The 21026-nt window shown below is 34.9% G+C and carries 18 protein-coding genes; 11 read left to right on the top strand and 7 right to left on the bottom strand.

Annotated elements, in window-relative coordinates:
* The first annotated feature begins 10 nt into the window (after nt 1-10).
* Nucleotides 11-193, top strand: a complete 183-nt coding sequence (locus C0512_RS00375; protein WP_367160208.1) for a hypothetical protein — start codon at nt 11-13, stop codon at nt 191-193.
* Here the strand turns inward: C0512_RS00375 and C0512_RS00380 are convergent.
* Together C0512_RS00380 and C0512_RS00385 are read right to left on the bottom strand one after the other, a co-directional pair.
* Nucleotides 190-1008 carry a ZIP family metal transporter gene (locus C0512_RS00380; protein WP_290858008.1) on the bottom strand — a complete coding sequence of 273 codons (819 nt, stop codon included), beginning with the start codon at nt 1006-1008 and terminating at the stop codon, nt 190-192. The genes C0512_RS00375 and C0512_RS00380 overlap by 4 nt on opposite strands.
* 1 nt (nt 1009) lies before the next feature.
* On the bottom strand, nt 1010-1663 hold the full coding sequence (locus C0512_RS00385) for a metal-dependent transcriptional regulator (protein WP_290858010.1): 654 nt from the start codon (nt 1661-1663) through the stop codon (nt 1010-1012).
* A gap of 86 nt (nt 1664-1749) precedes the next feature.
* Between C0512_RS00385 and C0512_RS00390 the strand changes: the two genes are divergently transcribed.
* From C0512_RS00390 to C0512_RS00400, 3 genes are all read left to right on the top strand, one after another.
* Nucleotides 1750-4050 (top strand): TonB-dependent receptor, encoded by a 2301-nt coding sequence (locus tag C0512_RS00390; RefSeq protein WP_290858011.1) that lies wholly within the window; start codon nt 1750-1752, stop codon nt 4048-4050.
* Between the two features lie 126 nt (nt 4051-4176).
* Nucleotides 4177-5301 carry an ATP-binding protein gene (locus tag C0512_RS00395; protein ID WP_290858013.1) on the top strand — a complete coding sequence of 375 codons (1125 nt, stop codon included), beginning with the start codon at nt 4177-4179 and terminating at the stop codon, nt 5299-5301.
* Between the two features lie 99 nt (nt 5302-5400).
* Complete coding sequence (locus C0512_RS00400) at nt 5401-5811, top strand: BrxA/BrxB family bacilliredoxin (RefSeq protein WP_290858015.1); 411 nt, start codon at nt 5401-5403, stop codon at nt 5809-5811.
* Between the two features lie 40 nt (nt 5812-5851).
* Here C0512_RS00400 and C0512_RS00405 read toward each other — a convergent pair whose 3' ends face one another.
* The 5 genes from C0512_RS00405 to C0512_RS00425 form a co-directional block, all read right to left on the bottom strand.
* Nucleotides 5852-7915, bottom strand: coding sequence for a glycosyltransferase family 9 protein (locus tag C0512_RS00405; RefSeq protein WP_290858016.1), 2064 nt, complete (start codon nt 7913-7915; stop codon nt 5852-5854).
* A gap of 17 nt (nt 7916-7932) precedes the next feature.
* Entirely contained in the window at nt 7933-8130 is a 198-nt protein-coding gene (locus C0512_RS00410; RefSeq protein ID WP_290858017.1) for a hypothetical protein, read from the bottom strand.
* 399 nt (nt 8131-8529) lie between these two features.
* Entirely contained in the window at nt 8530-9897 is a 1368-nt protein-coding gene (locus C0512_RS00415; RefSeq protein ID WP_290858019.1) for an efflux transporter outer membrane subunit, read from the bottom strand.
* Nucleotides 9890-13060 carry an efflux RND transporter permease subunit gene (locus tag C0512_RS00420; RefSeq protein WP_290858020.1) on the bottom strand — a complete coding sequence of 1057 codons (3171 nt, stop codon included), beginning with the start codon at nt 13058-13060 and terminating at the stop codon, nt 9890-9892. Before C0512_RS00420 ends, C0512_RS00415 begins: the two co-directional genes overlap by 8 nt.
* A gap of 11 nt (nt 13061-13071) precedes the next feature.
* On the bottom strand, nt 13072-14238 hold the full coding sequence (locus C0512_RS00425) for an efflux RND transporter periplasmic adaptor subunit (RefSeq protein ID WP_290858022.1): 1167 nt from the start codon (nt 14236-14238) through the stop codon (nt 13072-13074).
* A 177-nt stretch (nt 14239-14415) separates the two neighbouring features.
* Between C0512_RS00425 and C0512_RS00430 the strand changes: the two genes are divergently transcribed.
* From C0512_RS00430 to C0512_RS00460, 7 genes are all read left to right on the top strand, one after another.
* Complete coding sequence (locus C0512_RS00430; RefSeq protein WP_290858023.1) at nt 14416-15621, top strand: cation:proton antiporter; 1206 nt, start codon at nt 14416-14418, stop codon at nt 15619-15621.
* On the top strand, nt 15618-16283 hold the full coding sequence (locus C0512_RS00435; protein ID WP_290858025.1) for an ion channel: 666 nt from the start codon (nt 15618-15620) through the stop codon (nt 16281-16283). The genes C0512_RS00430 and C0512_RS00435 overlap by 4 nt, the downstream gene beginning before the upstream one ends.
* A 104-nt stretch (nt 16284-16387) precedes the next feature.
* The gene (locus C0512_RS00440; RefSeq protein WP_290858026.1) at nt 16388-17767 is read left to right on the top strand and encodes a rhodanese-related sulfurtransferase; all 1380 of its coding nucleotides are present in this window, start codon (nt 16388-16390) and stop codon (nt 17765-17767) included.
* A 2-nt stretch (nt 17768-17769) separates the two neighbouring features.
* Nucleotides 17770-19011, top strand: a complete 1242-nt coding sequence (locus tag C0512_RS00445) for a peptidase U32 family protein (protein WP_290858028.1) — start codon at nt 17770-17772, stop codon at nt 19009-19011.
* Nucleotide 19012: 1 nt separating this feature from the next.
* Nucleotides 19013-19243 carry a ferredoxin gene (locus C0512_RS00450; protein ID WP_290858029.1) on the top strand — a complete coding sequence of 77 codons (231 nt, stop codon included), beginning with the start codon at nt 19013-19015 and terminating at the stop codon, nt 19241-19243.
* A 134-nt stretch (nt 19244-19377) separates the two neighbouring features.
* Nucleotides 19378-20556 (top strand): regulatory iron-sulfur-containing complex subunit RicT, encoded by a 1179-nt coding sequence (locus tag C0512_RS00455; protein WP_290858030.1) that lies wholly within the window; start codon nt 19378-19380, stop codon nt 20554-20556.
* Complete coding sequence (locus tag C0512_RS00460) at nt 20540-21025, top strand: gliding motility lipoprotein GldH (RefSeq protein ID WP_290858032.1); 486 nt, start codon at nt 20540-20542, stop codon at nt 21023-21025. The genes C0512_RS00455 and C0512_RS00460 overlap by 17 nt, the downstream gene beginning before the upstream one ends.
* Nucleotide 21026: the final 1 nt, after the last annotated feature.

A 21026-nucleotide genomic window follows, 5' to 3' on the forward strand; every position in this document is an offset into this window, starting at 1 on the left:
TTTGGTTTTCATGTTTGTTTTAGAGAGTTCTTTAGTTTCTAAAGGACTCTTTTTATATCTTTACCTTATGGATTTTCAAGAAATTATTGCCTTTGTATTTTTAGGATTTGCTTTAGCTTTTCTCTACAAGAGATTTTTTGGCAAAAAGAAACCAAAAAAAAATTGTGGTTTAGATGATTGTGGTTGTCGTTAACCCAAAGCCACATCTAATGTCATCATTACCACAAAACCTCCTATAAAACCTAAGGTTGCAATATCGGTATTATTAGCTTGTTGGGTTTCCGGAATTACTTCTTCCACCACCACAAATATCATTGCTCCGGCCGCAAAAGCCAATGCGTAAGGTAAAATAGGTGTAAAAAAAGTCACTGCCAAAGCACCAACTACTCCGGCGATTGGTTCCACTAATGCAGAAGATTGTCCGTACATAAAACTCTTTTTACGGCTCATTCCCATTCGCCGCAACGGCATCGAAACAGCGATTCCTTCCGGAAAATTTTGAATCCCAATTCCTATTGCCAAAACAACCGCACCCGCGATGGATGCTTCGGGAACTCCTGCAGCAACACCACCAAATAAAACACCAACAGCCAAGCCTTCCGGAATATTATGCAAGGTTATTGCTAAAACTAAAAGAGTCGTTTTTTGCCAAGGTGTTTTAACGCCTTCTGTTTCTTTAAAATTGATGTGTAAATGAGGTAATATTTTATCTAATCCGAATAAGAAAAAAGCCCCTAATATAAATCCGAAAGCTGCCGGAAACACTTTTTGAAATCCTTCTCCGTGTGACATTTCAATGGCAGGTGCCAACAAACTCCAATAACTAGCGGCAACCATAACACCTCCTGTAAATCCGAGCATTCCATCAAGAGCCAGTCGATTCATGGTTTTAAAAAAGAAAACAACCGATGCTCCTAAAGCGGTTAAAAACCAAGTAAATAAGGTTGCATACAAAGCGGCTAATACCGGATCTATACTTTCTAAATAAGCTATAATTGATTCAAACATGTTAAACTAATTTTACATATAGGTTACTGGCAATTTTATTTGAAATCAAGATTTCTTTGTTATTTACAAATAAGGTTAACGACATATCAAAAAGTTCTTTGTTAACTACTTCTATGATTGATCCCAACGAAATTTGGTGTTTATCTAAATATTGTAAAAAACTAGGTGAACTGTCTTTTACGCCCAAACAAATGACTTTTGTGTGTAACGAAACATCCGAAAGCAATTGTTTTTCAACTTTAATAATTTGTCCGTTTCTATCTGGAATAGGATCACCGTGAGGATCTTCTTTTGGAAATCCTAAAAATTCTTCCAATCGATTAATTAATTTTTCCGAGTGAATATGTTCCAATTCTTCGGCTACATCGTGCACTTCATCCCATGTGAAAGCTAACTTTTCAACTAAAAAAACTTCCCATAAACGATGTTTCCGCACAATCATTTTTGCGGCATGAAGCCCTTTTTTGGTTAACGTTACACCTTGGTATTTTTGGTAATCAACCAATTCTTTTTCGGCTAATTTCTTCACCATATCCGTCACCGAAGAAGCTTTGCTTTCAATCATTCCGGCAATCGCATTGGTGTTGATTCCTTTGGGCGAAACCAAAGAAAGATGATAAATTACCTTGATATAATTTTCTTCCGAATAGGTCATAAATTCAACTAATTGATAACAAATATACTAACTTAATTTGATATAAGTAAAATATTTTTTAGTTTTGTCTAAAATTATTTTTTGTTATGAGAAAAAATCTGCTTGTTTTTATATTCCTATACAGTTTCTTCATATCCGCTCAAGAAAAAGGATTAGTGGTTGGTCATATTTTAGCAGAAGGTCAACCGGTTCCTTTTGTGAGTGTTGTTTTGAAAAACTCAACTACCGGAGCATCCTCTGATGAAAACGGAAATTTTTCTATCAACGTCCCTGCCGGAAAGCAAACCATTGTTGTTCAGGCAATAGGTTTTAAAACCCAGGAAAAAAATGTGAACGTTCCAGTAAATGGCAAAATTCATGTGGATTTTAATTTAGAAGAAAGTATTTTCGGATTAAACCAAGTGGTTGTTTCAGCAACACGAGGCCTGCAAAAAAGAACAGAAGCACCAGTGATTGTAACCATAACAAATTCGGAAGTGTTGCAAAAAGCCCAAGCCATTAGTTTATCGGAAGGCTTGAGTTTTCAACCAGGATTGCGAATGGAAACTAATTGTCAAAATTGCGGATTTTCACAAGTTCGTATGAATGGCTTGGACGGAGCTTATTCGCAAATATTAATGGACAGTCGCCCTATTTTTTCAGCACTAAATGGTGTCTATGGATTGGATCAGATTCCGACCAATATGATTGAACGCATTGAAGTGGTTCGTGGCGGAGGCTCTTCGTTATACGGTTCGAATGCGATTGCAGGAACTATCAATATTATTACCAAAGAACCTGTGGCTGATTCATTTGAGATAAACACGCATTATGGCTTAATTGATGGAACTTCGCCAGATAAAGCTCTGACATTAAACGGAACGGTTTTAAGCGAAGATTTAAATTTGGGTATTCAAATTTTTGGTATGCTTCGTGACCGAACGCAATTTGATGCAAATGATGATAATTATACTGAAATTCCATCGATGGAAAATCAAACGTTTGGATTTAAAGCTTTTTATCGTCCGTTTGTGCGAAGTAAAATAACCGCCGAATTTCATACCATCAATGAATTTCGTAGAGGTGGCGAAAACAACTTCGATTTGCAACCTTTTGAAGCCTATACGACCGAACAAATTACTTCAAAAATGACCGGCGGAGGATTAACCTATGAAGGTTTTTCGGAAGACGAAAAAAATAAATATGCCTTTTATTTCAATACGCAACAATCAACGAACGACAATTTTTACGGAGGAAGAATTGACGATGCGTTTGGAAACATAAATTATGAAGAAAGTTTGAAAGGTTTCGGTAATACCGAAGTAAAAACATGGATTGGCGGCGGACAATACATTCGCAAACAAGATGCTTTTTTAAATGGAACCGGAACATTAACCGCTGGAACTGAATACAAAAAAGAAATCATGACCGATGCAAAACCCGGTTACAATGCTTTTGTAAATCAAACGTTGGATATTTTAGGTATTTATGCTCAAGAAGAATGGAAAGTCAATGAAAAGTTGAAAGTCTTAGCAGGGTTGCGAGCCGATTTTCACAATGCGGCTGATGAAGCAGTCATTTTTAATCCGCGATTGAATATTTTATATAACCTGAAAGAAAACTTGCAGTGGCGAAACAGTTATGCCAAAGGATTTAGAGCTCCACAGGTATTTTCGGAAGATATTCATGCTCGAATTGCCGCCGGAGAAGTGGCTTTGGTTGAGTTGGCAGATGATTTGATTTCAGAAACTTCGCATTCGTTTTTAACCTCATTAGATTGGACAAAAGTTTTAGCCAATTCGGAAGCGGGTTTGACCTTTGAAGCTTTTTATACCCGATTGAACGACCCATTTGTTTTGGAACAGATTTCGGAAACCATTTGGGAGAAAAGAAACGGAAAAGGAGCCGATGTTTACGGAATAAATGTAGAAGCAAAATATGCTCCGGGTCAGAAATGGCAGTTTCAAGGTGGAGCAACGCTTCAAAAAGCATTGTATGACAAAGCTGTTCAATGGACTGAAAATAGTGTAAACACAAATCAGAATTTTTTCCGTTCACCCAATGTTTACGGAAATTTAATGACTACGTTTTCTCCTAAAAAAGCGTTTCAAAATAATTTGTCGTTGGTTTACACCGGAAGTATGTATGTCCCCCATTTTGAAGGATACATTACAACGGACACCTTAGAAAAAACCGATCACTTTTTTGAAGTCAATATCAAATCGTCTTATATGTTTGAAGTGAAAGAAAAATTTCAAATTCAGTTGAGTGGCGGTATTCAAAACATTTTAAACAGTTATCAAAGTGATTTTGACAAAGGGGTTGACCGCGATGCAAGTTATATTTACGGTCCGTCACGACCCAGAACGTTTTTTATTGGATTGAAATTTGGCACCGATTTATTATAATTTTATAACTTTTGAGGATTTGATTCCGCAAAAAACATGACTTTTAAGGAATTATTTCCGCAAAAAACATGACTTTTTTGGATTTTATTCTATAATTTGTATATTTGTCCGATAAAAAAAGGAATCATGAGTATTGAAAGAGAACTTTTAGAGACACTACAAAAGAGTTTGTTGAAGCAAAAAGTGATACTCTTGTTTGGTGCCAGACAAACTGGAAAAACTACCTTATTAAAAAGCCTAATTGGTGCAGAAAAAAGCGTACTTTGGCTAAATGGTGATGAAAATGATGTTCGATTGATGCTTCAAAATCAATCTTCACTAAGTCTCAAAACCTTGATAGGAAATCACAAAATTATAATTATTGACGAAGTACAGCGGATTGATGACATAGGATTGACCATCAAATTAGTACATGACAATTATCCTGAAATCAAAATAATTGCAACAGGTTCTTCATCATTTGAACTAAAAAATAAAACTAATGAACCACTAACAGGAAGGAAACTTGAGTTTAAACTTTTTCCTTTTTCAACAAAAGAGTTAATAAATCATTTTGGCAAATTACACGAAACTCGTCTTTTACAACACCGAATGGTTTATGGATATTATCCAGATATAATAAATAATTCCGGTGAAGAAATTGAACTTTTAAAAAACTTAGCTGATAGTTATTTGTTTAAAGACATTTTAATGCTTGATGGTATAAAAAAACCGGAAAAATTAATCAAACTACTTCAAGCATTATCCTTTCAGGTAGGCTCTCAGGTGTCTTATAACGAAATAGCTACATTAGTTGGCCTTGACAGCAAAACAATTGAAAGATATATAGATTTGTTAGAACAATCTTTTGTTGTTTTTAGATTAAATAGCTTCAGTAGAAACTTAAGAAATGAATTAAAATTTTCTAGAAAAATATATTTTTACGACAATGGTATTCGGAATGCGGTAATTAATAACTTTTCTCCTATCGTTATTCGACAAGACACGGGAATATTGTGGGAAAACTATCTTGTTTCTGAGAGAATGAAGCGAAATAACTATCATAAAAACTTTTGTAATACTTTTTTTTGGAGAACAAAAGCACAACAAGAAATTGACTATTTAGAGGAAAAAGACGGCAAACTTTTTGCTTTTGAATTTAAATGGAATTCAAAAAAGAACACAAAAATCACCAAAACCTTTACATCAAATTATCCGGAAGCAGAAATTCAAATTATAACCCCCGAAAACTATCTGGATTTTGTGTTTTAATTACCAATCGAACCATAACAAATCTTTATGATTATAATCATTCTAAACAATTGAATTCTTAGTAACTTTGCAATCTGAAACTTTTAAAAATAAAAGAATATGTATCCAGAAGAAATGATAAAACCCATGAGAGCCGAATTATCAGACGTTGGTTTTCAAGAATTATATAGTGCAGAGGCCGTAGAAACTGCAATTTCACAAAAAGGAACTACATTAGTTGTAGTCAATTCTGTTTGCGGATGTGCTGCAAGAAATGCAAGACCGGGAGCTAAAATGAGTTTAGATGGTGCAAAAAAACCGGATCAGTTAGTGACTGTTTTTGCCGGTGTTGACAAAGATGCCGTTGATGCCGCCAGACAACATATGTTTCCTTTTCCCCCTTCATCGCCAAGTATGGCTTTGTTTAAAGACGGTGAATTGGTTCACATGTTGGAACGCCACCACATTGAAGGTCGTCCGGCAGAAATGATTGCCGAGAATTTAAAAGATGCATATAACGAGTTTTGTTAAGCTAAAAAATCCTTTCCGAAAACAAATCAGAAAGGATTTTTTATTTGAACTCAGGAATACAAAAAATTACTTGTTGTTCTATAAAAACATGTATCAACTCTTCTTCTTCCTCTGAATAATTTTCTTTGAAATTTCCTTTTAAAATTTCTTCAACAGAATTTTTCATCGATAAATCTCTGTATTCAATTAACAATTCTGTTTCAACTATTTTCAACAGACAATCTGTTTCTGAAAAATCAACTTCTAATAGTGGATTCACTATAAAATCAAAAGCGATATCTTCATATGCTTTTTGCAGAAGTTTATACAATGAATTCAAAACGCGAGGAACTGTTGTTGAGGACAAACAAACTCGATCCGGACAATTTAGAATAACATCATAATTGCATCGCAAATCACAATTGCCTTTTTTACCCCAAATGATTTCGTTAAACTGAGCAAAACTTCCCCATGAACCAGGTCCGGTTGGACCGTAAATTCCAACCGTTGGCACATTAAACGCTCCGGCTACGTGAGTAATTCCGGCATCATTTCCAATATGAAAAAAAGCGGATTCCATTGCTTTTCCAATATCCTCTAAACCGCCAGTGACATATTCAATATGAGGCATTACTTTTGTAAAAAAATCGGCCGGATTTGGATCTTCTTTTCCCAAAATGATTTTACATTTTAGTCGTGGAAATAATCGATATAATTCTTCAATCAGTTTTGCATAATTTTCGGTAGGCCAAATTTTTAATAAAAAGCCAGCACCGGGATGAACAGTATAATATGGATTTTCAAAATTGGTATTTCTATTAAAATAGGGGTATTCTTTATATTGATTGGAACAATTTTTATGAAATTTTGCTAATCCGTCGATATGATGCTGAATAGCATGTTGCTTTACTTTTTTATGCGTTGAATATTTCAAAGCATACGGTAAATCATAACCTCTAAAAGCCGGATAATTACCTAATTCTATAATTTTATCAAAATCAGATTCACATTCCTTTACTTTTTCTTCATCAACTATGGTAATTTCTTTAAAATAATTTGTAAAAAACGAAACCAATCTAGGATGTACTGCAAAACTAACTGATTTTGAAACTTCTTTTAAGTTTAACAAACTTGGTAAACAGAAGAAAATATCACCCAAACCTCCATAACTTTTATAGACCAAAACATGCCCCAAATCTGAAACTTCCTTCGGTTGATTTTGGTATAAAATTTGGTTTATATTATCCCAAAAAACTTGTGGTGTTTCTTTCATTTCTTGTTTCGCCTTGTCTTTATTATTCGGATAAAAATCAAACGACCAAGTTCCAATTCTATCGTTTGTAATCATTTCACAATCTGACAAAAAGGCTTCAGCGGCTAATCTTCCTGAGGGTTCAGGCCAAACCGGTTTGCAGAAAAAATATTTTGATTGACCCAGAATTTTCAGCACTTCATCATTTGAAATATAGGCATTCAAAAAAACATTAGGTGGTAAATCTCTTCTCAATTCATTTTTTCCATAAACCTGAAAAGTAAATTGTGGATTTTCTAAAGCATAATCCAACAACGATTCTCCTCCTTTTAAGTAACTTAAATCACCAAAAAAAGGAATAACAGTTTCATTTTTATTCTCTGAAATTTGTAGTTTATCAACTTCAACCGTTGGCGGCATAATAATTTTATTGGCTACCGATTCACCATAAAATTCAAAATGATCTTGATAATGTTTGGGTGATTGAAACGCATTCAGTTTAGCATTGGCAAAGACATGGTGGTACAAATGGTATTTTTCATTATCACAACAATTTCTAATACCTCTGTCAACTGTACATAAAATGTTTCTCCTAACGCAAAAATTATAATCAAATTCAATTTTGATGTATTTTATCTTTTCATCAATCAAATAATGAAGTAGTTTTTTTTCAAATCGACAACGTGAAGTGCTGTTTAAAACTATTAAATCTGATTCTTGAATTTTACTTTTTGTACTGTCAAAATTTGTCAATAAATCAACTGAAACAGTATAACCCAATTGATTGCCAAGAGCAACCAGTTGGATTATAGTTAGTTCAGCACCTCGCTTTAATGAAGTGTTGGTATCGTGTAGAAAAAGAATTTTCTTCAATGAATTATTCTAGAAGATTAATCGCCATAGTAGCCGTCATCATAATACCCATCATCATAGTAACCATCATCATAGTAGCCATCGTCATAATAGCCGTCATCATATGAATCATCACTATCAGATGAACATGATGCAACAAAATTTCCGGTAATTACTAAAGCAGAGCTTACAAGAATTACTTTACCAGAATTTTTTAAAAAATTACGTCTATTCATAATCTTAAATTAGTTAGTTAAAACAAATATATTCAATTTTTAGTATATAACAATCAAATAAATAATTACCCTACTATTTATTCTGAATTTAACACAATCTATTTATATCAATTTTTCTTTTTTGAATTTAATGACAAATCCGATTTTAATAGAACTGTTTTTTCTTTAATTGAATAAGATATATTTATAAAAATCACCCCGATTTATTTACCTCCTTTATCTGCAAGTTTGGCTTTATTTAAAGATGTGAAATGGTTCACCTGCCCGAACGTTAACACATTGAAAGTATTCAGACAGAAATGATTGCCGCGAATTTAAAAGATACTTACAACAAATTTTGTTAAATAGAAAACCACCTTTTCAGGTGGTTTTTTTATAATTTTATATAACTTTTTCAAATTACCATCCGCCACCTAAAGCTTTGTATAACTGCATAACAGCCGATAATTTTTCTTGTGATAACAATGATAAATTTAATTCTGAATCAAATAAAGAACGCTCGGCATCCAAAACTTCTAAATACGAAACATATCCATTATCATATCGTGCTTGCGATAATTTTAAATATGTTCGGGCTGCTTCTGTTTGTCTGAAGGCTGCATTCCATTCTTCATTGTACGTATCAACTGTAACCAAAGCAGTTTCAACCTCAGCAACCGCATTTATTATCGATTTCTGGTAGTTTAATTTAGATTCTTCCGCAATTTGTTGGTTCAAAACTACGCGTTGTTTGTTTTTTCCAAAATTAAACAACGGTCCAAATACGCCACCACCAACATTTTGAATGTAGGAACCGCTATCAAAAACTTTAGAAATATCCGGACTTGCAAATCCTGCAAAAGCAGCAATATTGAAGGAAGGAAAACGCATAGCTTGAGCTACACCAATTCGTTCATTGGCAGCAATGTATTCTAATTCCGAACGTTTTACGTCGGGTCTATTTTCCAACAATGTAGAGGGTAAAGCAACCGGAATTTGCTTAGCGACGGTTTGTTCATAATTCCATTTTCCACGTGGGATAGGTCCCGGCATTTGTCCGGTTAAGATATTTAACGAATTTTCTAAAATAGTAATAACTCTTTTAACTTGTTGAAAGGTACGCTCAGCTATAGCAACTTGTTGTTCTACTTGCACTTTATCCAACTGAGAAACATAGCCCTTTTTAAAACGTTGACCGATAATTTCATCTGATTTTTTTCTGGATTCAATCGTTTTTTGAGTGATAATTAATCGATTATCGTAATCTCTCAATTGAAAATAAGTCGAAGCAATTTCAGCAACCAAACCGGAAACAACTGCTTTTCTAGCTTCATCAGATGCTAATAATTCACTTCTCAATGCACCTGTTTCATGACGAACTTTCCCCCAGAAATCAAGTTCCCAAGACATGTTTGCCACCAAACTGGTTGGATAAGCAGCTGTTTGTTTACTGTTGATTACGCCATTATAACCAATAGAAGGGTATAAATCGGCTTTTGTAATTCCTAAAACCGCTTTTGATTGCTCAATTCTTGCTAAGGCTATTCGTAAATCATAATTATTATCCAGTCCCTTTTGAATCAAGTCTTTTAAAACCGGGTCATCAAAAATGTCAAACCATTTAACATTTGCCACTGAATCATTTACATTCGCATCAGCTGCTTGATTTGCATAGCTCTGTGGATTTTTTTCCACTACAGGTCGACTGTATTTGGGTCCCACTTTACATCCTATAGGAAGTAAAACAGCAATCAAAAGAATAACTACTATTTTATAATGCTTATTCATGGCTTGAAGTATTAGATTCTGTACTATTTTCACCTTCCGATAGTTCATTTTTCTTGCTTCCCAATTTTTCAATCATAATAAATAATCCCGGAACTACTAAAACTCCTAAAATCGTTGCAATTAACATACCACTGAACACTACCATTCCCATAACAATACGTGCTTGCGAACCGGCACCTGTTGCTGTTAACAAGGGAACAACACCTAAAATAAATGCAAATGCTGTCATCAAAATAGGTCGGAAACGAAGCTTTGCAGCTACCATAGAAGCTTGAACCAAAGGCACCCCTTTTTCGTACTCTTCTTTGGCAAACTCAACAATCAAAATCGCATTTTTGGCTACTAAACCAATAAGTAAAACCAACCCAATCTGAGCAAAAACATTATTTACGTAGGCATCACTACCAAATCCTGCTAAAAACAATCCTAAAAATGCTCCAAATACTGCGAATGGTGCTCCAAGTAGCACGCTAAATGGGAGTTTCCAACTTTCGTATTGAGCAGCTAGAATTAAAAACACGAATATCAATGCCATTAAGAATACCGTTCCTCCTCCGGGAGAATTTTTTTCCTGATACGAAAGATTGATGTAGTCAAAACTCATATCGGCCGGTAAGGTTTGACTGGCAACTTCCTCTAAAGCTTTTAACGCTTGATCACTGCTATAACCCTCATTTGGACTACCGCCAATTTCCGCAGCTCTGAATAGATTTAATCGGTTGGTAAAATCAGGCCCGGTTACTTTTGTAGCATTAACCAAAGTAGAAATTGGCAACATATCTCCATTACTATTTTTTACATAAATCAGATTTAAATTTTCCGGTTTCACACGATCCACCGCTTCGCCTTGTAAATAAACTTTATATTGACGACCAAAACGGTTAAAATCATTCACATAGGTTCCTCCCAAGAGTGCTCCCAAGGCTTCTGTTACCTTAGAAACTGGAACGCCTAATTTCATCGCTTTGTCGTTATCAATCTCTAATTTAATTTGGGGAGTACCTGCATTAAAAGTGGTATAAATTCGTTGTATTTCCGGACGTTTCTGAGCTGCAGCTATGAAAGCTTGCGTTTGCTGTGCCAAATATTGGGGCGAATTTCCTCCTCGATCCTGCAGCATCAAACTGAAACCTGCTGAAGCACCTAACCCTTGAATTGCCGGAGGGCCGAAAGCAAATGCGGTTGCATTGGTGATTTGCGTGGCTAGTTTGGCATTCAATCGGTCAACCAACTGTTTTGCCGTTTCAGTTCTTTCTTCCCACGGTTTTAAAGAAATAAAAATGAAAGCATTGTTTGGTTGAAAAGAACTAGTCAAAGCACTATACCCATTAATCGTTGTAAAAGATAATATTGATTCTTCTTCGCCAAGGAAGCTGTCTATTTTTTTCGAAACCTCATCAGTACGCTGCAGAGATGAAGCAGGAGGTAGCACAATATTAACTAACACATAACCCTGATCTTCTTCAGGAATAAACCCTAATGGAATTTTTTTACCCAACAAAGCAACTCCTACCATTACAACCCCAAGTAAAAGTACAATTCGGAAGGATTTTTTAGCAAAGTAATTGACACCATTTAAATAACCTCCCGTTACTTTTTCGAAAATTGCATTAAATCCTGTGAAAAATTTTGCCAACAATCCCTTTTGTTCACTGACCGGTTTTGTTGGTTTTAAGAGCATGGCACAGAGTGCTGGACTTAAGGACAATGCACTAAAAGCCGAAAAGGCAACCGAAACCGCGATCGTAATAGCAAATTGTTGATAGAAACGACCGGTAATACCCGGTGTCATAGCTACAGGAATGAAAACCGCACACAAAATTAAAGCAATCGCAATTACAGGTCCGGAAACCTCTTTCATCGCCTGAATAGTCGCCTCTCGCGGGGATTTACCTTTTTCTATGTGATGAATGACGGCTTCCACAACAACAATGGCATCATCTACAACAATACCAATGGCTAAAACTAAACCTAATAATGAAAGTGTATTGATAGAAAATCCCAATAAGGGGAAAACGGCGATTGTACCAATCAAAGAAACGGGAACAGTAATCAAAGGAATAAGTGTAGCCCGCCAGTTTTGTAAAAAAATGAACACTACAAGAATTACAAGGAAGATAGCTTCAAAAAGTGTATGCACAATATCTTCAACACCAGCAGTAATAGCTAGTGTAGTATCTAATGATTCCTGGTATTGGATTCCCTTAGGGAATCTTTCAGAAACTTCCTTCATTGCTTTTTTTACTGATTCTGATACTTCAAGTGCGTTACTCCCCGGCATTTGATATAAAGCAAGAACTGCACTTGGAGCATTGTTTCTACGAGCCGATGAGCTATAATTTTCAGTACCTAACTCTACACGAGAGATGTCGCTAAGTAATACTTGAGCTCCGTCTTCCTTACTTCGAACAACAATGCTAGCAAATTGTTTTTCATTAACTAAACGATCTTGTAGTGTAACTCCATAAGTAAAATCGGTGCCCATCGGTGCCGGTTCAGCTCCAAATTTTCCACCGGGACTAATCATGTTTTGGGCATTCAAGGCGTTCTTCACATCCTCAACCGTTACGCCTAGTTTGGACATAATATCAGGTTTCAACCAAACACGCATCGCATAATCACTACCTCCAAAAAGTGCAACTTCACCGACTCCTTTAATACGTGATAATTGGTCCAGAACATTGATACTGGCATAATTATTCAAAAACTTAGCATCATATTTCGGATTATCGGAGGTAATTGTTATCAACATCATCGGAAAAGACAATGATTTCTTAACCACAACCCCTTGTTGCTTTACGCTTGAAGGCATAAATGGAGACGATTGATTCTGCCGATTTTGAGTTAACATATTGGCATTATCTAAGTTGGTTCCAACATCAAAAGTCACCTCAATAGTACAAGCACCATCGGAAGTATTAATTGATTTCATGTATAACATATTCTCAACTCCATTCACTTTTTGTTCAATAGGAGTTGCAACTGCCTGCTCCACATTCAACGCATTTGCCCCTGTAAAACTCGTGGTGATTTTTACAACCGGTGGATTGATGTCCGGATATTGAGAAATAGGTGTCTTTTGTAATGCCAATAATCCGAGTATCACGATGATGATACTGATAACCATTGCAACAATTGGTCTTCGGACGAAAAATTCTCCCATGATACTTTAAATTATTTAGTTTGAGCTGCTTTCTTATCAGCTTGACCTGGTTGCCAATTTGAAGCTTTAGGTACAATTACGCTTCCGTTTCGCAATAAGGAAGTACCTCCCATTGCAATTTTATCTCCTGCTTTTAACCCGTCTTCAATGACATAGGCATCTTTAAAAGATTGGCCTGGAGTAATGATTTTCATTTCGACGGTATTGTTGGCTCCTAAAACATATACTTGATAAATTCCTTGCATTTCAATGACGGCACGTTGTGGAATTACAATCGCATTTTTTCGCACATCGGTCACCACGCCTACTTTTACATATTGTCCTGGGCGAAGTAATTTATCCGGATTTGGAAAAGCAGTTTCAAAAGTTATGGCACCTGTTGATGGATCAATTTGACGGTCTGCAAAACTCATTTTACCTAATTGTGGATACATTGAACCATCGGATAATTTAAGTGTTATCGATTCTCCTATACCTTTTAATGTTGAATTTTCTTTGTTATACTCTCTAAAAATTCGAAGAAATTCCTGTTCACTAATAGTAAAGCGTACACGCACATCACCTAAATCTGAAATTGTATTTAAAACAGAAGTGGCACCTGGACGAACATAATCGCCTACCCGTACTTTTGATATCCCAATCAAACCACTAACGGGTGCTGTAATTCTGCAATAACCCAACTCAATTCTTGCATTATCTAAAGAAGCTGCAGAAGCACTCATTTTTGCTAAAGCAGCATTATAAGCCTCTTTGGCAGCTACTAACTCTCTTTGGCTTAATGCATTCATTTTAGCCAAAGGTTCTACCATGTCTAAATCAGATTTTGCTTTAGCTAAACGTGCTTGTGACTCCGCTAAATTACCTTGAGCTTGTATCACTTTTGCTTGAAAAGGCAATGGATCGATGGTGTACAATAATTCTCCCTTAGTAACAACGCTTCCTTCTTTAAAGTTAAGACTTTCAATAACTCCGTCAACACGAGGATTAATTTGAATATCTGATTGACCAAATGTTTGTCCGGTATATTCTGATTCTAATCTTACATCTTGCTGTAAAACTTCGATAACAGCTATTTCTAAAGGAATGGCATCAGGAGGAGTTTCCTGCTTACAAGAAACTAAAACAGTAATTAATAAAGCCTGAACAAATAACAATTTTGTTATGATTGAAACTTTCATAGTATTTGATTTATAGACAAATGTAATTATTTTGTTAAAAAAAATATAATTATATTTAATTCTTTTTTACAAAATACGCAATCTCCTTGATTATTATGTATTGTACAAAACATTCTCTTTTTGAACTCTGTTTTTTATTAAAAGATTGTTAAATTTGTGTTTACTAAAAAAAATAAGATGACTGAATTTCCTGTAATTATTATAGTAGCCGTTTTACTTTTTATATACGGTATTTTTTCAAAAAAACTTGTTTCAAGTCCAATTTCTCCACCGTTATTCTTCTGTTTTGTTGGAATTATATTATCAACTTTTTCCTTTGAATTTGCCAAAGATGGTTTCAATACTAAATTGATTCGAATTTTTTTAGAATTGACTTTGGTAATTACGCTTTTTACAGATGCATCGTCTATTAATTTGAAGGGGTTAAAAAGTTTCAAGAGTATTCCCTTTCGATTGCTTTTTATAGGTCTGCCAATCACAATTATTTTTGGTTTTGGTTTAGCCAAACTGATTTTTCCTGAAGTTGATATCGTTGTGGTTTTGTTATTAGCTCTTATTTTAGCTCCAACTGATGCCGTTTTAGGCCAAGCAGTTGTAACATTTAAATGGATTCCAGAAAAAATCAGACAATCCATCAATGTGGAAAGTGGTTTAAACGATGGCTTTGTTTTACCTTTTGTACTACTCTGTTTTTTTATTATTAACAAGGAAACCGATGTTAATGCTACCAGTATTGAAACAAAAGATTTTTTAATTTTTTTAATGAAACAATTTGTTTTCGCAACGGGTATCGGCCTATTAATAGGTCATTTTGGAAGTAAAATAATCAATAAAAGCATTGTTAACAAAAGTATTGAACATATATTCCTGACTATTTCCGGAATGCTTTTGGCTTTAGCCGCTTATTTCTTTGCCGAAGAAGTTCACGGAAATGGATTTATTGCCGCATATGTTGCAGGTTTAGCTTTTAGAAATATAAAATCAGATTCGGATGTAAAAATTATCAGTGAATTCAATGAAACCATTACTAACGGTTTAAACATGTTTATCTTTTTTGTTTTTGGGTTTTTTATTGTCCATAAAATATACGATTTTCTTGATTGGAATGTAATCATTTATGCACTTTTAAGTTTAACAATTATTCGAATGCTTCCGGTGATTTTTGTTCTAACCGGAACAGGTTTAACTTGGTTTGACAAACTATTTATCAGTTGGTTTGGTCCTAGAGGGATTGCCTCCATTTTATATTTAGCCATGTTTGTTTTACAAGTGAACTTTAAAGGCTATGAAAAAATGATTAGCACCATTATTTTAACCGTTTTATTGAGTATTTTTTTTCACGGCATCAGTGCTGTTTACTTATCTAATAAATACAAAGTATGAAATCGTATATAAGCACATGGAATGAATCAAAAATATTTCCGGTCTTTTTGACTTTTCTGGTAATTATTTTGTTTCTAATTCTGCCCTATTCACACAATAGGCCTTTTATTCAAGGCTTGGTGTCCTTGTTTTTAGCCGCAAATCTTGTGCTTGGCGTTTATTCGATCAAAACAAAAACTACGGTTCGTTATCTAGCTATTTTTTTAGCAATTGTCATTTCAACCCTAGAGATTTTAAATGTGAACCTCGAAATTTCTAACTTAATAATTGTTGCGATTGTTTGTTGGATATTAATTATCAGTCTTTTACTTTATGTTTTCATTATAAAAGTATTTGAAACGAATTCCGATAGTATCCATAGAATTCAAGGGGGTATAGCCTCCTATCTTTTAATTGGTTTATTATTTGCATTTGTTTTTTACTTGATTTATAATTTATCTCCTCTCTCTTTCTCTTTTAATGATTCTTTTTCAAGTTCAGAAATGGTTTTTTACGATTTTATTTACTACAGTTATGTAAACTTATGTACTGTTGGTTTTGGTGATATTACTCCGGTGAATCCCATTTCACAATCAATCAGTATTCTTGAAGCAATTATCGGCGTATTATTTCCAACGGTGCTCATCGGCTATTTAATTTCTGATGCTACTTCAAAAAAATAGTCGCCAAAGAATGATTTTATATATACAACCAATTTAGTACCTTTGCCAACGAATTCTTCCATTTAGAATTCAAACCTATTTTACTCACTCAAACTGTTTATAGCATGCAACTGTATAACACAATGCGAGCAGAGGAAAGAGCCGAACTTATTGATCAAGCCGGCAAACAACGATTGACGTTGTCTTTCTATGCCTACGCCAAAATTGAAGACCCTAAAAAATTTAGAGACGATTTGTTTTTAGCTTGGAATCCGTTGGATGTCTTGGGAAGAATTTACGTGGCGAACGAAGGAATCAATGCCCAACTTTCATTACCCGCAGATTATTTTTATCAATTTAAAGATACGATTGAAGCGTATGATTTTATGAAAGGTATTCGTTTGAATATCGCCAGAGAACACGACGATCATTCCTTTTTAAAACTGACTATTAAAGTTAGACATAAAATTGTTGCGGATGGCTTGGATGACTCCACTTTTGATGTCACCAACAAAGGGATTCACCTAAAAGCAAAAGAATTTAATCAATTGCTTGAAGATCCGAACACAATAGTAGTTGATTTTAGAAATCATTACGAAAGTGAAATTGGTCATTTTAAAGGGGCAATTACACCTGATGTGGACACTTTTAGAGAATCGTTGCCAATTATCGAAGAACAACTTAAAGACTTCAAAGAAGATAAAAATTTATTGATGTATTGCACCGGAGGAATTCGATGCGAAAAAGCAAGTGCGTTTTTTAAACACAAAGGGTTCAAAAACGTGTATCAATTAGAAGGCGGAATTATCGAATATGCCCGTCAGATTGAGCAAGAAGGTTTGCCAAGTAAATTCATCGGTAAAAATTTTGTGTTCGATCATCGCTTGGGCGAACGAATCACTAACGATATTGTTTCACAATGCCATCAATGTGGGAAACCCTGCGACAATCATACCAATTGTGTAAACGATGGTTGTCATTTACTTTTTATTCAATGCGACGAATGCAAAGAAAAAATGGATAATTGTTGTTCAGCCGAATGTCAGGAAATTATTCATTTACCGTTAGCCGAACAAGTAAATTTAAGAAGAGGCATTCAAAAAGGAAACATGATTTTCAAAAAAGGAAAATCGGATGCTTTAAAATTCAAACATACCGGTGAATTGTCCGATGTTTCTTTGGCAATTGCTGAACCCGGCTTTAACGAATTGGCTAAGCAAAAACCCCTTCGCGAACGCATTAAAAGAAAAAAAGTATTGGTTGCGAAAGCTCAACATTACTACACCAAAGCCCAAGTGGGACTGTTTTTGATGGAAAACCATGAATTAACTATTGGTGACAGAATTTTAATTTCGGGACCAACTACCGGAAATGAAGAATTTGTGTTAGAAAAAATGTTTGTCAACGGAACCGAAAATTCATTGGCAAAACCAGGAGATAAGTTGACTTTTACTGTTCCTTTTCGCATTCGATTGTCTGATAAATTATATAAAATCCTTTCATAATCATGACTTTATCAGGAAAAATTGAGCTCATGGCTCCCGCAGGAAACTTTGAATCCTTGCAAGCCGCTTTGGATAATGGTGCCGATTCGATTTACTTTGGAGTCGAACAATTAAATATGCGAGCTCGGGCAACCATCAATTTCACGATGGAGGATTTGAAAGAAATTGCCAAACGTTGCAACGCCAAAAATGTTCGAACCTATCTTACTTTAAATACAATTATTTATGACCACGATATTTCAGTGGTAAAAACCCTTTTGAACAAAGCAAAAGAAGCAGGAATCACAGCGGTAATTGCCTCAGATCAGGCAGTGATTGCCTCAGCAAGAACTATCGGAATGGAAGTTCACATTTCAACACAATTGAATGTGACAAATGTGGAAACAGTGAAATTTTACAGCCTTTTTGCAGATACCATTGTTTTATCTCGTGAATTAAGTTTGCGTCAAGTAAAAAAAATCACGGAGCAAATTGAAAAAGAACAAATCAAAGGACCAAGTGGCAATTTAGTTGAAATCGAAATTTTTGGTCATGGAGCCTTGTGTATGGCCGTTTCCGGGAAATGTTATTTGAGTTTACATTCGCATAATTCCTCCGCTAACCGCGGAGCTTGTAAGCAAAATTGCAGAAAAAAATATACCGTTATCGATCAAGAATCCGGTTTTGAAATTGAAATTGATAACGAATACATGATGTCGCCCAAAGATTTGTGCACCTTAGATTTTTTAGACCAAGTTATCGATTCTGGGATCAAAGTTTTGAAATTAGAAGGTCGAGGTCGTGCACCGGAATATGTGGCGATGGTTACCAAAACCTATCGTGACGCGATTGATTCTTACTACGACGGAACATTCACGAAAGAAAAAATCGACCAATGGATGGAAGATTTAAGTACAGTTTACAACCGAGGATTTTGGTCCGGTTATTATTTGGGACAAAAATTAGGCGAATGGAGTGCTAATCCGGGTTCAAATGCGACGCAAAAGAAAGTATATGTAGGCAAAGGTGTTCACTTTTTTCCAAAATCAACTATTGCAGAGTTTAAAATTGAAGCCTATGACATCAAAATTGGCGATAAAATCATGATAACCGGACCCACAACCGGTGTTCAAGAATTGATAATTGAAGACATGATGGTAAACGATTTAAAGCTGGAAAAAGCTTCCAAAGGCGACAGTTGCACCTTAAAACTTCCGTTTAGAGTTCGAAATTCAGATAAATTGTATAAAATTGTGGAGCAATAATATGGTTATTATTACCCTTCAACGCGACAAATGTATTGGTTGCAATTATTGTGTTGAAATGGCACCTGCCCAATTTCAAATGTCTAAAAAAGATGGCAAATCGGTGTTATTAAAGTCAGTCAATAACAAAGGTTTTCACACCGTAAAATCGCCTAATCACTTGATAGTAGAAGCCTGTGAAGCTGCCGAAAAGGCTTGTCCGGTTCATATTATTTCGGTGAAAGAGACGTAAATTGGTATAATTTTGATTGTTTTGATTTTGAAATTGGAAGCTTAAACTTCTATCAAAAAAATACTATCTTTACACACTTAACGTTTAATGTCAGTAGTTCCGATAGAATCGGAATGACCAATATATAATCAATTATGGCTTGTACAAACTGTTCTACCGGGAGTAAAGATGGAGGAGCTCCCAAAGGATGTCAAAATAAAGGGACTTGCGGCACCGATAGCTGCAATAAATTAACGGTTTTCGATTGGCTTTCTAACATGAGTTTGCCTAACGGACAAGAGCCGTTTGATTGTGTCGAAATTCGTTTTAAAAACGGACGAAAAGAATTTTATCGCAATACTGAAAAACTTACCTTAAGTATTGGTGACATAGTAGCTACCGAAGCTTCTCCGGGGCATGATGTTGGCATCATAACCTTAACCGGCGAGTTGGTAAAAATTCAAATGAAGAAAAAAGGGGTGAATCACACCAGTCCGGACATTACCAAAGTGTACCGAAAAGCATCACAAAAAGATATTGATATCTGGAAAGATATGCAGGCAAAAGAAGAGTCGATGAAAGTGAAAGCACGTGAAATTGCCATTCATCTTCAATTGCAAATGAAAATTTCTGATATTGAATACCAAGGTGATGGTTCAAAAGCAACCTTTTATTATACGGCAGAAGATCGTGTCGATTTTCGTCAATTAATCAAAGAATATGCTCAAACATTTAAGGCTAGAATTGAAATGAAACAAGTGGGTTTCCGACAGGAAGCAGCTCGTTTAGGGGGAATTGGTTCTTGTGGTAGAGAATTGTGTTGTTCCACTTGGTTAACTGATTTTAGAAGTGTAAATACTTCTGCCGCACGTTATCAACAACTTTCGCTAAATCCTCAAAAATTAGCCGGACAATGTGGAAAACTCAAATGTTGTTTAAATTATGAGTTAGATACGTATATGGATGCTTTGAAAGATTTTCCTGATTTTGAAACAAAACTGGAAACGGAAAAAGGAGTTGCCTATTGCCAAAAACAAGATATTTTTAAAGGGTTGATGTGGTATGCTTATGCCGATAATATTGCTAATTGGCACGTGTTACATGTAGAGCAAATTAAAGAAATAGTAGCCGAAAACAAACAAAAAAGAAGAGTAGCTTCCTTAGAAGACTTTGCTCTTGAAATTGTTCAGGAACCAAAACAAGATTTCAATAATGCCATGGGCCAAGAGAGTTTAACACGTTTTGATCAGCCCAAGAAAAAGAAAAACAATAATAACAACAATAATAAGAAAAGAAGACCTAATAATATCATTAGAAATGACTCTAAAAAATAGTTTTTTTCTAGTTGTCCTACTTTTGTTTCTGGTTTCTTGTGATAAGAAACGGGTTTTTGATGAATACAAAACGGTGGGTCAAAATTGGCACAAAGACAGTATTGTTTCTTTTACCTTTGAGCAAAAAGATACCTTAACGAAGCAAAATCTTTTTATCAATATACGAAACAATAAAAATTATCCTTTTAATAATTTATTTTTGATTGTTGAAATGGAACATCCTTCTAAAAAAACGTTGGTTGACACCCTTGAATATAAAATGGCCAAACCGGATGGAACACTTTTAGGGGAAGGTTTATCAGATACCAAAGAAAATAAATTGTTTTATAAAGAAAATTTTGTGTTTAAAAATTCAGGTCAATATAAAGTTACCATTCAACAAGCGGTCAGACAATCCGGAAAAATTGAAGGTATTGAAAAATTAGACGGCATAACCGAAGTTGGATTTAGAATAGAAAAACAAGAATAAA

The organism is Flavobacterium sp., assembly GCF_013822155.1.
In the GTDB taxonomy this organism is placed as follows: Bacteria; Bacteroidota; Bacteroidia; order Flavobacteriales; family Flavobacteriaceae; genus Flavobacterium.